At 37.8% G+C, this 13,143-nt stretch carries 13 protein-coding genes; 2 read left to right on the forward strand and 11 right to left on the reverse strand.

The features are described from left to right. Positions 1-45: 45 nt before the first annotated feature. Both KIM67_RS04645 and KIM67_RS04650 read right to left on the reverse strand, forming a co-directional pair. Complete coding sequence (locus KIM67_RS04645; RefSeq protein ID WP_213830198.1) at positions 46-813, reverse strand: ABC transporter ATP-binding protein; 768 nt, start codon at positions 811-813, stop codon at positions 46-48. Then, a complete protein-coding gene (locus KIM67_RS04650; protein WP_213830199.1) occupies positions 813-1,550 on the reverse strand; it encodes an ABC transporter permease in 738 nt (245 codons plus the stop codon). Before KIM67_RS04650 ends, KIM67_RS04645 begins: the two co-directional genes overlap by 1 nt. A 119-nt stretch (positions 1,551-1,669) precedes the next feature. On the opposite strand from KIM67_RS04650, the gene pafA reads away from it, so the two are divergent. Then, on the forward strand, positions 1,670-3,343 hold the full coding sequence (gene pafA / locus KIM67_RS04655) for an alkaline phosphatase PafA (RefSeq protein ID WP_213830200.1): 1,674 nt from the start codon (positions 1,670-1,672) through the stop codon (positions 3,341-3,343). Between the two features lie 438 nt (positions 3,344-3,781). Here the strand turns inward: pafA and KIM67_RS04660 are convergent, their stop codons facing one another. The 4 genes from KIM67_RS04660 to gcvP all read right to left on the reverse strand — a co-directional run bounded on the left by KIM67_RS04660 (position 3,782) and on the right by gcvP (position 9,284). After that, positions 3,782-4,627 carry a glycosyltransferase family 2 protein gene (locus KIM67_RS04660; protein WP_213830201.1) on the reverse strand — a complete coding sequence of 282 codons (846 nt, stop codon included), beginning with the start codon at positions 4,625-4,627 and terminating at the stop codon, positions 3,782-3,784. A gap of 65 nt (positions 4,628-4,692) precedes the next feature. Continuing rightward, entirely contained in the window at positions 4,693-5,214 is a 522-nt protein-coding gene (locus tag KIM67_RS04665; protein WP_213830202.1) for a methyltransferase, read from the reverse strand. Further along, entirely contained in the window at positions 5,215-6,273 is a 1,059-nt protein-coding gene (locus KIM67_RS04670) for a 3-oxoacyl-ACP synthase III family protein (RefSeq protein ID WP_213830203.1), read from the reverse strand. It lies immediately after the preceding gene. Positions 6,274-6,434: 161 nt separating this feature from the next. After that, positions 6,435-9,284, reverse strand: a complete 2,850-nt coding sequence (gene gcvP / locus KIM67_RS04675; RefSeq protein WP_213830204.1) for an aminomethyl-transferring glycine dehydrogenase — start codon at positions 9,282-9,284, stop codon at positions 6,435-6,437. A gap of 125 nt (positions 9,285-9,409) precedes the next feature. Between gcvP and KIM67_RS04680 the strand changes: the two genes are divergently transcribed. Further along, the gene (locus KIM67_RS04680) at positions 9,410-10,234 is read left to right on the forward strand and encodes a hypothetical protein (RefSeq protein ID WP_213830205.1); all 825 of its coding nucleotides are present in this window, start codon (positions 9,410-9,412) and stop codon (positions 10,232-10,234) included. Here the strand turns inward: KIM67_RS04680 and KIM67_RS04685 are convergent. The 5 genes from KIM67_RS04685 to KIM67_RS04705 all read right to left on the reverse strand — a co-directional run bounded on the left by KIM67_RS04685 (position 10,231) and on the right by KIM67_RS04705 (position 13,092). Further along, the gene (locus tag KIM67_RS04685) at positions 10,231-10,461 is read right to left on the reverse strand and encodes a hypothetical protein (RefSeq protein WP_213830206.1); all 231 of its coding nucleotides are present in this window, start codon (positions 10,459-10,461) and stop codon (positions 10,231-10,233) included. The two genes, KIM67_RS04680 and KIM67_RS04685, sit on opposite strands and share 4 nt — an antisense overlap. Positions 10,462-10,463: 2 nt before the next feature. Further along, a complete protein-coding gene (locus KIM67_RS04690; protein ID WP_163417976.1) occupies positions 10,464-11,018 on the reverse strand; it encodes a sigma-70 family RNA polymerase sigma factor in 555 nt (184 codons plus the stop codon). A gap of 179 nt (positions 11,019-11,197) precedes the next feature. Next, positions 11,198-12,085, reverse strand: a complete 888-nt coding sequence (locus KIM67_RS04695) for a cyclopropane-fatty-acyl-phospholipid synthase family protein (protein ID WP_213830207.1) — start codon at positions 12,083-12,085, stop codon at positions 11,198-11,200. A 10-nt stretch (positions 12,086-12,095) separates the two neighbouring features. Further along, positions 12,096-12,536, reverse strand: a complete 441-nt coding sequence (locus KIM67_RS04700) for a hypothetical protein (RefSeq protein WP_213830208.1) — start codon at positions 12,534-12,536, stop codon at positions 12,096-12,098. Between the two features lie 52 nt (positions 12,537-12,588). Continuing rightward, positions 12,589-13,092: a GbsR/MarR family transcriptional regulator gene (locus tag KIM67_RS04705; RefSeq protein ID WP_213830209.1), complete on the reverse strand. Its 504-nt coding sequence runs from the start codon at positions 13,090-13,092 to the stop codon at positions 12,589-12,591. Positions 13,093-13,143: the final 51 nt, after the last annotated feature.

Here is a 13,143-nt window from a genome sequence, read left to right on the forward strand (position 1 = left end):
TGGTTGTGCCGGAATCCTATCAATCTGAAATGTGGCGGATTGCTATCAGTTTCTTTCCTCAATATACATTTGACGTACTTTTTTGAAAAGCTCCGATGAGTATACAAAATCAGTAACAGCAGTATTATCAGTTTTAAAGATTTCTTTGTTGGTGCCCTCCCATTCTTTAAGTCCGTCCTTCAGAAAAATGATTTTCTCGCCAATTTCCATAACCGAGTTCATGTCATGGGTGTTAATTACAGTAGTAATGTTATATTCCTTGGTAATTTCTTGAATAAGAGTGTCTATTAAAATTGCCGTTTTTGGGTCTAGGCCGGAATTAGGTTCATCACAGAACAAATAACTAGGATTCATGACTATTGCTCTCGCAATAGCAACTCTTTTTTGCATTCCACCAGAAATTTCTGAAGGATATTTTTTATGGGCGTCCACAAGATTGACACGGTGAAGTACAAAATCCACCCGTTCTTGCTTTTCCGCTCTTGATTGCTTTGTGAACATGTTCAAGGGAAACATCACATTGTCCTCGACCGTCATAGAATCAAAAAGGGCACTTCCTTGAAAAACCATTCCCATTTCTTGACGTAAATCTCTTTTTTCTGCCGTTGACAGACTGGAGTACATACGTTCATTATAGTTGATGTTGCCTTGTTCGGGTTCAAAAAGCCCTAAAAGACACTTTAAAAAAACGGTTTTCCCCGATCCGCTTTGCCCTATGATCAAATTGGTCTTCCCGCTATCAAAAGTTGCGCTTATGCCCTTTAAAACGTGCGCGTCTCCAAACGATTTATGTATGTTTTCCACCTTTATCATTAGCCTAGCATTAATTGGGTAAGAATGTAGTTGAGGATAATGATAACAACACTGGTCCATACAAAAGAAGTAGTACTGGCCTTGCCAACTTCTAAGGCACCACCTTTCATATAAAATCCATGATAGGAGGGTACGGTAGCAATCACATAAGCAAATACCAAGGTTTTTATGAACGCATAGGTTACATGGAATGATTCAAAATCCATTTGTAAACCTTTTATAAATTCACCGCTTGGCGCATAGCCACCAAAAACTGCGGCAATCCAACCTCCTAGAACCCCTATGAACATGGCAATCGCAACCGCAAAAGGATACATGAACATGGCTATGATTTTTGGGAATACTAAATAATTCAAAGAGTTTATCCCCATGACCTCCAGAGCGTCTATCTGCTCGGTAACCCTCATGGTCCCAATACTGGACGTAATATAAGAACCAACTTTTCCTGCCATGATTATTGAGGTAAATGTAGGTGCAAATTCTAGTATGACTGATTGTCTGGCAGCAAAACCAATCAAGCTTTTAGGTAGAAATGGATTATTGAGATTCAAAGCAGTTTGTATGGTAACGACTCCCCCTATAAAAAATGCTATGAAGATAATAATGCCCAAAGAGCCAAAAATTAACTCATCGATTTCTTTTAAAATAAGGGACCTCATAATTGACCACTTGGTAGGCTTTTTAAAAACCTCCCATGCCATAATGAAGTATTTTCCAATCGCTTCAAGATAATTCATGTGCTAAAAGTAGACTTGCGGGCATAAAAATAAGAATATTGCCGTGCATTTAACCTTGATTTAAAATTTAAAAGGTTTTATTGAATAGTTTTGTACCCATTTATAAACAAATCTTTTCCATGAAGAAATATACATTTTTACTTGTTTTGGTTACTCTTTCCGTATCTGTTTGTACTATGGCCCAACGCAAAAGAAGGAATACAATTGTTGAGGAAGAACCTGTTCAAATTGCACAATCACCAAAACTAGTGGTGGGTATCGTTGTGGACCAAATGCGATATGATTATTTAACGCGTTTTTGGAATCATTATGGTGAAGGTGGCTTTAAGCGTTTGGTAAATGATGGATTTAACTGTAAAAACCATCATTTTAACTATGCCCCAACGAGTACGGGTCCTGGGCATGCATCTGTTTACACTGGAACAACGCCAGCCGTTCATGGAATCATTGGCAACAATTGGTATGATAAGGTAGGGGACAGGTCTTTATATTGCGCAGGCGATGATAATTACAATTCTATAGGAACAACCTCAAATGCTGGGAAAATGTCACCAAACAATATGCTAACCACTACAATTACAGATCAGTTGCGCTTACATACGCAGAAGAAGGGTAAGGTAATAGCTATAGCGCTCAAAGATAGAGGGGCGGTTCTGCCCGGTGGTCATATGGCCAACGCAGCCTATTGGTTCGAAGGTGAAAATGAAGGCAAATGGATCAGTAGTTCCTATTATATGCCAGCACTTCCTAAATGGGTTATGGATTTTAATGCATCTGGTAAAGTAAAGGAATACAAAAAGGCATGGACAACATTAAAGGATATCGCTACTTACAAAGAAAGCGGCAGTGATAAAAATAACTATGAAGGTTTATTTGAGGATGAAGAGACACCTACTTTTCCGCATAGCACCCCAAATTTATTGGATAAGAACAAGGATTTTGAAATTTTGAAATATACTCCCTATGGAAATAGTATAACTGCAGATTTTGCATTGGAAGCTTTAGAGAAAGAGAACTTAGGTATAGATGCTGTTACGGATTTTCTAGCAATTAGTTTTTCAAGCACGGACTACATTGGGCATAAATTTGGGGTCAATTCTAAAGAAATCCAAGATACTTACTTGCGATTGGATTTGGATCTAGAACGAATCCTTGTCGCTTTGGACGAGAAAGTCGGCAAGGGTGAGTATACTGTATTTTTAACTGCAGATCACGGAGCCGTAAATGTCCCAACTTATTTAAAAGATCAAAAAATCCCTGCAGGATATCTGGACCTTGATGATAACAAAAAAAAGTTTGATGAGTTTTTGAAGTATAAATATGGAACTACGGACATTGTCAAAGGGATAAGTAACTCTCAAGTTTTTCTGGACAAAAAAGTAATAGCAAACCTTGATATGGACTTAGATGATGTAGAGGAGGAAATTGCTGGTGAAATGCTTGCTTATGACAACATAGAGAAAGTATTTACAGGTTATCAAATGTGGAATAATGCGTATACTTCTGGTTTGCCCTATATTTTGCAAAATGGATGGAACCAAAAAAGGTCTGGTGACGTATTATTTGTGCTGCCACCAGGATTCGCATCTTATGGAAGAACTGGTTCTTCCCATGGTACTCCAATGATTTACGACACACATGTGCCTTTGCTGCTCTATGGCAACGGAATAAAGAAAGGAAGCACTGCCAACAGGACCGAGATTCCGGATATTGCACCAACAATTGCAACTTTATTGGGTATTGCTTTCCCAAATGGAACAACCGGTACACCAATAGCGGAGGTATTGGATTGATTTGAATGAAATCATCTCTTATGTTTTGATTGCATTCAACTTGGAAGGCGTCGATTTTATCACTGTTTCCTGCTATGATTCTGTATTGTCAAAATAACTTTCACCAGGAATCTACACTTGTAATTGGCTTACAATAATCAAAAAGACAAAAACCTGAGAGTGATTTTTTTAAATCCTATTTAAAAAAATGTTTATGATATCCCGTAATTCATTCATCACAAAAGCATATAGTTTTGCTTTAAAATAGTCTGCAAATGTGATGTGTTATAGTTTGAATTGATGAATGTCTGTTTTGAGTTAAACAATTGATAATCAATTATATAAAAATGTAAAAATGTATCAATTAAGAGATAAAAATAAGGCGAAACCTCAAATTCCCATAAGATAAAATAACTGGAAAATAAAACGTTTATCTTAAAGTTGTTTCTCAAAAATGTTTTAAGATAGTTTTGACCAAATACCTTTCCATCTATATTTTCTAATAAAGATACCTTCTTCTTTAGTAACATACCTAGGCAATTGACGGATGACCGCTTTGAAGTAACCTATAAGCATTTGCAAGAAAAGATTTGGGTTTTTTGCCTGCCAGGCCATTTTAAGCGCAGCTATTTTCGTGAGCAGGATTCCGTAGCGCATTTTGTATAAAGCCCGACCTTTGATTTTATAATTTTTGGAACTATAACCATGTCCCGTAGGACGAAGGTGCTTCACTTTTAGCCCAGGGTCAGTTTTTGTTTCAAAATCATGGTACTTTGCCAAGAGCACATCTACGGTATCCCAACCAACTCCGGGACGCAATCCACTGATCTTATTGAAGCAAGCTTTATGATAGAGTTTAATTGGACCGCGAATATGGTTTCTATCCGCGATATTTTCATAAACCCATTCTTCTCCCTTTTTTATGTAAAGTAATCCGGAACACATTCCTAACTTCCAGTTGCTTTGGAAATGATTTAACATGGCCTCAAAATAATTGGACGGAAGGATAATATCGGCATCAAACTTTCCTACTAAATCATAATTTGAAGCATGTCGCAAACCAAAGTTGAAGGTGTCCACTACTTTTTTTCCAGGTACATGCTCATCTATGGATTTACGTTGCAAAACTTTGATGAAATCATATTTTTTGGCATAATCTAAAGCAATAGAAAAGGTTTTATCACTGGAATTGTCATCCACAATGATAATCTCATCTGGCAAATGGGTTTGTATGACAAACGAATTTAGACATTCTTTAAGATAGGCCTCTTCGTTATGGGCAGGAATGATAATGCTTATTCGCATACGCTAAAATTCCAAAAAACTATAGAGATATGCTAATGATTTAATGCTTTCAAACAATTCATGAGTTATTCACGCTCTGCATAGACAATGTAGTATCTTGGAGTAAAAAGTCGTAACAAGGGACGAAAACCTAATTTTTTTGTGGGATTTGTCCATTTGGCCGTATCTTTTATAGTCCATCCTGCTTTTTCCAAAAGCCAATCAAACTGCCAATCCTCAAATTCGTGGTAATGTCGGTCCCAGGGGTCTGTCTTACTTCGGTATGCAGATGAAAACCATAGTCGCATGGGTATGCTCGCCACCAATTTTTTTGCCTTTGTTTCTTTTAAAACGTTGAAGGGCGCAACTAAATGCTCAAAAATCTCAAAAGCGGTAACCACCTCTGCATCAGAATCGACAACGGTTTCATAATTTACATCCAAATCTTCTCCACCAGTATTTTGCACATGGTATCCTTTGGATTTCATGATTTCTGAAAATGGATTTTCAACTCCCAAATCCAAAATAGATTCCGAAGTATCAATATGCTTTTGTAAAAAGGCTAATGTATGCTTATAACGTTTGTTGGGAAAGTTGTTTTCGTACATCTAATATCTGTAAACAATGGCGTTGATGTTCATACCAGCGCCAACGCTTGCAAAGATAACAACATCTCCCTTTTTTACTTCATGTTGGTCCAGTTCTCCTTTTCGCACCAAATCAAAGAGTGTGGGGATTGTTGCGACAGAGCTGTTGCCCAGTTTATGGATGCTCATGGGCATAATATCTTCTGGAGCTTTCTTACCGTAAATTTTATAAAACCTTTTTATAATGGCTTCGTCCATTTTTTCATTGGCTTGGTGGATAAAGACTTTTTTGACCTTATCAATGGATACTCCGCTTTCATCCAAGCAAGTTGCCATAGCTTTTGGGACATGGGTACAGGCGAACTCATAAATTTTTCGCCCGTGCATTTTTATATATCTCGTATCTGAACACCCTTTACTGGCATATGTTTTATCGAAAAACAGATAATATGCTTCCTCATTGGCGTATGTAGCCGAGGTATGGCCCAAAATTTCACCGGCCGTCGAATCACCTTCTATAACAGTAGCGCCAGCGCCATCTGAAAAAATCATGCTATCACGGTCGTATTCATCTATTACTCTGGAAAGTGTTTCGCCACCGATAACAAGGCATTTTTTTGCCAAACCACTTTTGATAAATGCGTTGGCTTGTATGACTCCTTCGATCCAGCCAGGACACCCAAAAATCATATCGTAAGCAACACATTTAGGATTTTTAATTTTTAGTAGGTGCTTTACTCTAGTGGCCAAGCTTGGCAGTGTATCCCCTTGAATTTTTCCCGGTGTCAAATCACCAAAATTGTGGGCAAAGATGATATAGTCCAGCGATTCTTTCTCTATTCCCGCATCTTCAATAGCTTTTTCTGCTGCCAAATACCCTAAATCCGAAGTTTTTAGCTCAGCTTGCGCATAACGCCGTTCTGCAATTCCTGTGATGGATTTAAATTTTTCAATGATGACAGGGTTGTTATCTCCAAAAGTTGCTCCATCACTTCCTAGAAATTCATGGTCTAAAAAGTCTTCATTTTTTGTGATAACAGATGGAATATAACTTCCGGTGCCGGTGATGCCAATTTTCATGTTGAGGTTTTAAACGTAAAGTTAATCACAGTATATGAGTTTATTATGCATGCATAATAATGCTTACGATGTTCAAGCGTAATTCTTTTAAATGGTAAAATATAAAAGCTCTCAATTTACCAAGAAAATCAAGAGCTTTTATAGGTTTTATAGTGGTTGGGCTATGCTTCGGCATATGCTTCAATAGGTGTGCAAGTACAGATTAAATTACGATCCCCAAACGCTTCATCGGTCCTTCTGATTGTTGGCCAAAACTTATTTTCGTGAACATAAGCCAATGGAAAAGCCGCTTTTTGCCTACTATAAGGATAATCCCAATTATCGTTAGTTACCATTTCTAAGGTATGCGGTGCATTTTTAAGCACGTTGTTATAATCTTCCGTGCTTACCTCATCAATCTCTTCTCGAATTGCTATCATTGCATCGCAAAACCTATCCAATTCAGAAAGACTCTCACTTTCCGTAGGTTCTATCATCATGGTTCCTGCAACGGGGAAGGATACAGTAGGAGCATGAAAACCGTAGTCCATAAGACGCTTAGCGATATCTGTTACTTCTACACCGTTTACTTTAAAGGGTCTACAATCTATAATCATCTCATGGGCAGCTCTTCCTTTTTCCCCTGCATATAAAACATCAAATTTCCCTTTGAGCTTTTCTTTAATATAGTTGGCGTTCAGAATCGCAATTTCTGTGGACTTTGTCAGTCCTGTTGTCCCAAGCATTATAATGTACCCGTAAGATATTAAACAGGCAAGGGCGCTTCCCCATGGTGCTGCGGATATTGCGGTTATTGCTTGATCTCCTCCTGTTTCAATCACAGGGTTTGTGGGAAGAAAAGGTTTTAATTGTTCGGCTACGCATATTGGTCCTACACCGGGCCCGCCTCCGCCATGCGGTATGGCAAAGGTTTTATGTAGGTTTAAATGGCATACATCGGCACCGATAACGGCTGGATTGGTAAGGCCGACCTGTGCGTTCATATTGGCACCGTCCATATACACTTGACCGCCGTTTTGATGGATTAGGTTGGTTATATGAATGATTGAAGATTCAAATACACCATGTGTGGACGGATATGTCACCATCAAAGCAGCAAGATTTTCAGCATGCGATTGTACTTTTTCTTCTAAATCGGCAACATCTATATTTCCTTTTTCATCTGTTTTTGTAACGACCACTTTCATTCCCGCCATTACGGCCGATGCAGGGTTGGTTCCATGAGCAGAGGCAGGAATGATACAAATGTTTCGGTGTCCTTCTCCACGGGATTCATGATACGCCCTAATCGTCATCAATCCAGCGTATTCGCCCTGGGCTCCCGAGTTTGGTTGTAATGATGTAGCTGCAAATCCTGTGATAATATTCAATTGCTTTTCAAGTTCATTTAGAACTACTTGATATCCTTCCGCCTGATCAAGCGGTACAAAAGGATGGATATTACCCCAATTTGCCCAGCTCAACGGAAGCATTTCCGATGCTGCATTGAGTTTCATGGTACAGCTGCCCAAAGAAATCATGGAATGGTTCAATGCCAAATCTTTTCGTTCCAATTTTTTGATGTAACGCATCAATTCTGTTTCGGAATGATAGGAGTTGAAGACTTCGTGCTCCAAAAATGGAGCTTTTCTTTGCAAAGAACTTGGAATTACGTCTGAACTATCAGCAGAAGAATTTTCCTGTTCCGTATTTTCAGATTCGGCAAAACAAGAAATTAAAAGCTGAAGGTCATTTTGGGAAACAGCTTCGTTCAGCGAAATGGAAACTGTTTCAGCATCGATATAGTTGAGATTTATACTATTCTCTTCAGTAATAGTCTTCAGTTTTTTTGAATCCGAAACTTTTATTTTGATCGTATCAAAAAAAGCAGTGTTCGTTTGCTGTAATCCTAGTGCTTCGAGTTCTTTGGAAAGAAGCTTTGTTGTATTGTGCACTTTGTTGGCGATGAATTTTAGTCCATCCGGTCCATGGTAAACTGAGTACATTCCCGCCATCACGGCCAATAAGACCTGAGCGGTGCAAATATTGGAAGTCGCTTTATCTCTTTTAATGTGCTGCTCCCTGGTCTGCAATGCCATTCGCAGGGCACGGTTTCCATCGGTATCTTTTGTAACGCCTATAATTCTTCCAGGGATACTTCTTTTGTAGGCTTCTTTAGTGGCGAAGAACGCTGCATGTGGTCCACCATATCCTAAAGGAATTCCAAAGCGTTGCGTAGTGCCTACCACAACGTCCACACCCCACTCACCAGGAGGTGTCAATAAAACCAAGCTGAGAATATCTGCGGCAACGGCAACTTTAATATCATTTACTTTTGCCTTTTGCACAAAGTCTGCATAATCATGTACTTGTCCGTGTTTACCCGGATATTGTAGCAAAGCACCATAAAATCCTTCGGAAAAATCAAATTCTTCATGGTTGCCTATTATCAATTCGATTCCAAGTGGAGTAGATCGTGTTTGAAGCAAACTTAAGGTTTGAGGCATCACTTCTTCGGAAACAAAGAATTTAAGTGCACGATCTTTCTTTTGTTGCCTTGAACGAACATCGAAGAGCATGGTCATGGCTTCCGCTGCAGCAGTACTTTCATCTAAGAGCGAAGCATTTGCCAATGCCATTCCCGTTAAATCGCATACCATGGTCTGAAAGTTTAATAAGGCTTCCAATCGGCCTTGGGCAATCTCGGCCTGATACGGAGTATAAGCGGTATACCAACCTGGGTTTTCCAGAATGTTTCTTTTGATAACAGATGGCGTTAGACTCTCATGATATCCCAATCCGATATAGGTTTTGAAAACCTTATTTTTTTCTGATAGCTGTTGAATATGGGAAAGGAATTCATGTTCACTTATCCCTTCTGGGAGTTTCAGTGGTTCTTTTAGTCTAATATCATCTGGAATAGTTTCAGAAATCAATTGCTCCATGTTTTCGACCCCAATGGTCTTAAATATGTGCTGAAGGTCTTTTTCTGAAATGCCAATGTGCCTATGGGCAAATACTTCTGTATTCATTGCTAGTTTAATAAAGTCCACAAAATTAGGGATTAATTCAATGAAAATGGGCATTTTTGATAACAGTGGATTCAAAGTTGTCAACCAGAAATCAACCTTTTTTCCAAGAGTAATAATTATGTTTAATGAAATTGTTAAAGAACTTATTTGATTTTTATTTGGACGCCAGTATCCATGTGGCATTAGCTGTGGTTTCTTTAGCAGGTGTAACGAACCAAATGTTAAACATTTCATCAAATCTTTACTTAAGCGGGTTTGTTTTCTGCGGTACTATAGTGTGCTATAATTTTGTTAAATATGGGGTGGAGGCGGAAAAATACTTGATCGTATCCAATAGCTATCAAAGAAATATCCAGATTCTCAGCTTCATAAGCTTTCCATTGGCAGTTTATTTTTTGTTGCATTTAAAAAAAGAGATATGGATAGCAACCGCTATTTTAGGTTTGATTTCTACACTTTATGCTGTCCCGCTTTTGCCCAAGGCAAAAAATCTACGGAGCCTCGGTGGCTTTAAAATTTATATTGTGGCTTTGGTATGGGCTGGGTTCACTGTTTTGTTACCCGCTTTGGATGCCAAACTGACCCTAACGGATGATATTTGGCTGTATTTGGTTCAAAGGTTTGTTCTTGTACTTATACTTATTCTGCCTTTTGAGATACGGGATATGAACTGGGATGATAAAAGTTTGAGGACACTGCCCCAAGTACTAGGTGTAGTAAAAACAAAAGTATTAGGGCTTCTATTGATTTTCGTTTTTTTTGCAATAGGTTTTTTAAAAGACGATTTAACCAAAAAAGAAGTTTTATCCAGTCTTTTGGTAGCTGTTATTTTAATTGGAATTTTTACTGTAAAAGATAAAACGAAGCATAAATACTTTGCTTCATTTTGGGTAGAGGGTATACCAGTCATTTGGTTTTGCTCAAATCTAATTTTGAACAGGATTTTCTAAAGATGTTCTTTCAGTTTTTTGCGCATTTCCTCTTTATCATTTTCTGAAAGCACATTAAGGCCCGCTTTATCGCAAAGCGAAGTCAATGCAGTATTGTTTTTGGTAAATTTTGCGCATGTCTTGCACATTAAAATATGAAGCTTCAGTTTTTGTATTTCCCAAAAACTAGCTTCTTTATATTGTGACTTATTACATATGTTCGAGGCCTGCTCGCACGAAATCTTCATAACTAAAACCAATTTTGATTCAGGCAGCCCATAAGTGCTGTACGTGCTCTATGGATCATCACCCACAAGTTGGACGGATTAATTCCCAATTCATTACAAATATCTTCGGTGCTCATTCCCTGAATAGTTTTCATGCTAAAAACCAAAGACTGTTTTTTGGGTAATTTTGAAATACATTCCTGAATGGCAACACCCAGCTCTTCGTTTTCCATTGCACTGTCACCTTCCTTGCTAAATGGGTCTGCAACCTGTTCTTCCAGCCAATCTCCTTCAGAATCTGTACTGGCATTATAATTTACACGAACTTCTGCCTTTCCTTTTTTAGAATTTATTTTTCTGTAATGGTCAATAACTTTTCTTTTTAAAATTGCGATTAACCATGTTCGTTCGGCTGCGTCACCTTTATAGTTTTTTGCCGAATTGAGTCCTGCGAAAAATGTTTCTTGAACTAAATCCTTCGCAATTTCCGCATCGCTAACTCTTGCTACTGCATAGTTGAAGAGATAATCTGCATAAAGGTCAATCCAAGTATCTGGTTTAAGTTCGTTTGCTGCCATATCTTTTAAGAAGTACCAAAAGTACTAGATTTTAATTAATGATTTCATGCTTTGTACACTGCAAACGACTTTAAAAAGTATCACAAAATGTTCATGAACTTGGAATTTGGCTTTTTGTTATGATTTTAAGGACCATAAACTGATACGTAATATGAAATCCCCAACTATTTTTAAATTATCTATTTAGTACAGGTAATCAAATAATACCCAAAACTTTTCATGTGCAAGCCAGATAGCAAAGCATAGAACGATCCCTTAAGATTATGCAAACTTTCTTTTTTTAACGTTCTGTTCCTCCAAAGTTTTTTGAACATAAAACCAACTATGGCAAAGGGAACATGAAGTACGGAAGGAGCAACTCTAAATGAGATATCTTCTACTGCTACGTTTTTAAACCCTACCTTCTTTAAATCGTTGACTACGTTTTTAATAGCTCCCAATTTTTCAAGACTCCAATGATCGCAGAGTTTGTTGTATGCCATGGAACTGCCATAACAAAGTTGTTCTGCATCTTTTTTCAGAAATGCATCGGCAATTACTAGTTTCGAATTGGGTTTTAAAATTCGATAGGCTTCGGCAAATGAAGCTTTATCATGTCCTGAATGACAGAAGCTTTCTATAGCGATGGCACCATCACAAGAGTTAGAGACCAAAGAAGTCCTATTGTAGTTTTCCTTTAAAATAACTGCGTTCAAATCCTTTAAAAGTTTATTGCCTTCATTTACTTGGAATTCGGATAAGGTAATGCCAATTGCGGAAAGGTTTTTATTCCTTTTCAATGCGTATCTCATACTGCCGCCCATCCCACAACCTAAATCTGCCAATAGGCTTTTGCTTTTACCTATATTCAATCGACCTAGAACTTGTTTGTTCATCTCATTCAGCATTTCATCCCGTTTTAATGGGTTGGTTTTAAAAAGATTGAAATACCCAAAATGCATATTGAAATCCTTGCTCCAGAATTCATAATCTTCCGTTGCTTCGTTATAGAAGTCGATAATATCCACTTCTATTTTTGGATTGTTTTCAGTAGCGTAGTATTGTTTTTCTAGGGTGAGATCTTTCATAACGGAATTTTTAACTGTTGAAATATTGTAAGCAATTGTTGACGAACAACCAGGCAAAGACCACTGCGAATAGCGTGAACAGGGTGTTCATAAAGTAACTGCCAAACTTGAATATAGGTTGTTGTGGAATGGTGTACATGGGGTAATACGCTATTTGGGTGGCAACTTTCCCTATCCAATAAGCTCCAATCAATCCAGTTAGGGCCATTGCCAATCGGGTTCCGTTTTGTAGATCGGTGGTCAAAAGAATGGCAATACAGCCAAAAGAAAAGTTGAGACCTTGAATGTATCGGCCATAGGTTTTTGCAATTTCCTGATTTAAGGGTTTTAGCTGTTTTACATCATTGTACCAATCAAAAACTTTGTGCCTTATATAGGGATAGATCAGCGCGGTAAAGATTTGACCAATCCCACCTAAAATGATAAGCCAATTTGGAACATTATATTTCATAATCAGTATTTTAAAAGTTTCAGAAAATATTGAAATTAAAATTCAAAAAAAATTATTTTAATAATTTGAGTAACGTATTGCTCATCCAATTTTGTTTATGATTCACTGCCTTATCCAAAAGGTTGTCAGCAGTTTTGGCTAAATCGTGTAAAGCTTTTGTTTGTTTAATCAACTCTTTTGTTTTTTCGGTGCCATCGTCGGTTATTGAACTTATTTCCTCCAAAGTCTTGATTACGGGTTTTATTTCTCGTCTGCTACGTTCTTTGGCGATTACCCTAGCCAATTCTTGTACATCTTTTTCGGTGGAAAAATATTCTTTACGTTCTCCTGCCTTTAACTCTTTGGTCACAATGCCCCAATCGATTAATTGGCGAACGTTCATGCTAGTATTCCCTCTTGAAATTTGAAGTTCCTCCATAATTTCTTCAGTAGTCAATGGTTTGGTGGAAATAAAAAGTAAGGCTTGTATCTGGGCCATGGCTTTATTTATGCCCCAAAGCGTACCCAAGCTTCCCCAGGTACTTATAAACTTATCTTTTGCCTCTTGATATTCCATATAGCAAAGATAAGAATATTTTTGTAATTTCAAAAATTATTGAAAGTATAA

The sequence above is a fragment of the Flagellimonas sp. 389 genome, from assembly GCF_018449435.1.
Lineage (GTDB): Bacteria > Bacteroidota > Bacteroidia > Flavobacteriales > Flavobacteriaceae > Flagellimonas.